General features: G+C 66.4%; 2 protein-coding genes. Both read right to left on the minus strand.

Annotation, left to right across the window (positions count from 1 at the left end; translation table 11 throughout):
* Positions 1-109: 109 nt before the first annotated feature.
* On the minus strand, positions 110-433 hold the full coding sequence (locus NLX94_RS38720; protein WP_254387995.1) for a helix-turn-helix transcriptional regulator: 324 nt from the start codon (positions 431-433) through the stop codon (positions 110-112).
* Positions 430-676, minus strand: a 247-nt coding sequence (locus tag NLX94_RS38725; protein ID WP_254387996.1) for a tyrosine-type recombinase/integrase, incomplete at its 5' end; no start/stop codon positions are given. The genes NLX94_RS38720 and NLX94_RS38725, both read right to left, overlap by 4 nt.

Genomic DNA, 676 nt, shown 5'->3' on the forward strand with positions numbered 1-676 from the left:
GTGTAGCAGCCGCGACAGAACCGTCCGGGCAGTTGGCCCCAGGCGAAGCATCCGGTGCATGAGGCTGCGGGCTTGTCGGCCCGTATTCGTGCCACTTGGAGATCTTTCGTCAGGCTGGCGGCAGTGAGCGGCCGTCGCGGCGTTTGGGCACCACGGCAGACGGCGATGAGCCGACCGCAGCTTGTTGGTGCGTGTCCTGGCCGGGACGGCTGACCGTCTCCGGCTGGGGGATCAGCAGGTCTCCGATGTCGCAGCCCAGCACGACGCAGATGACGTCCAGGTCGTCGAGTTTGAGGGAGATCGGCTGGCCGGACCAGAGCCCGGACATCTTGCCCGCAGAGATCACCAGGCCGTGCTCGGCCAGGCTCCGTTGCAGGTCAGATGCCTTCCAGATGCCTTTGCTCGCCGCGGTCATCCGAAGATTCCACCTCATCGGACCAGTCCTCCCAGCCGCTGTGCGGCTCGCTCCTGCCCGGCGACCCAGGCGTCCTCGACCCGCGTGCGGTGCACGTGGATATATCGCATCGTTGTCGCGATCCAGGAATGGCCCAAGACCTCCTGGATCGCGATCAGGTCCATGCCGTTCAGGTAGAGCTCGGACGCGCAGAAGTGCCGCAGCACGTGCGGGGTCAGTTTCTCTGCCCAGCCCGGCAGATGGAGCATCGCCGCCTCGGCC

Source organism: Streptomyces sp. TBY4, assembly GCF_024213195.1.
In the GTDB taxonomy this organism is placed as follows: domain Bacteria; phylum Actinomycetota; class Actinomycetes; order Streptomycetales; family Streptomycetaceae; genus Streptomyces.

Coding starts and splice junctions, on each gene's coding strand:
- NLX94_RS38720 (WP_254387995.1), bottom strand. CDS start 433: ATGAGGTGGAATCTTCGGATGACCGCGGCGAGCAAAGGCATCTGGAAG.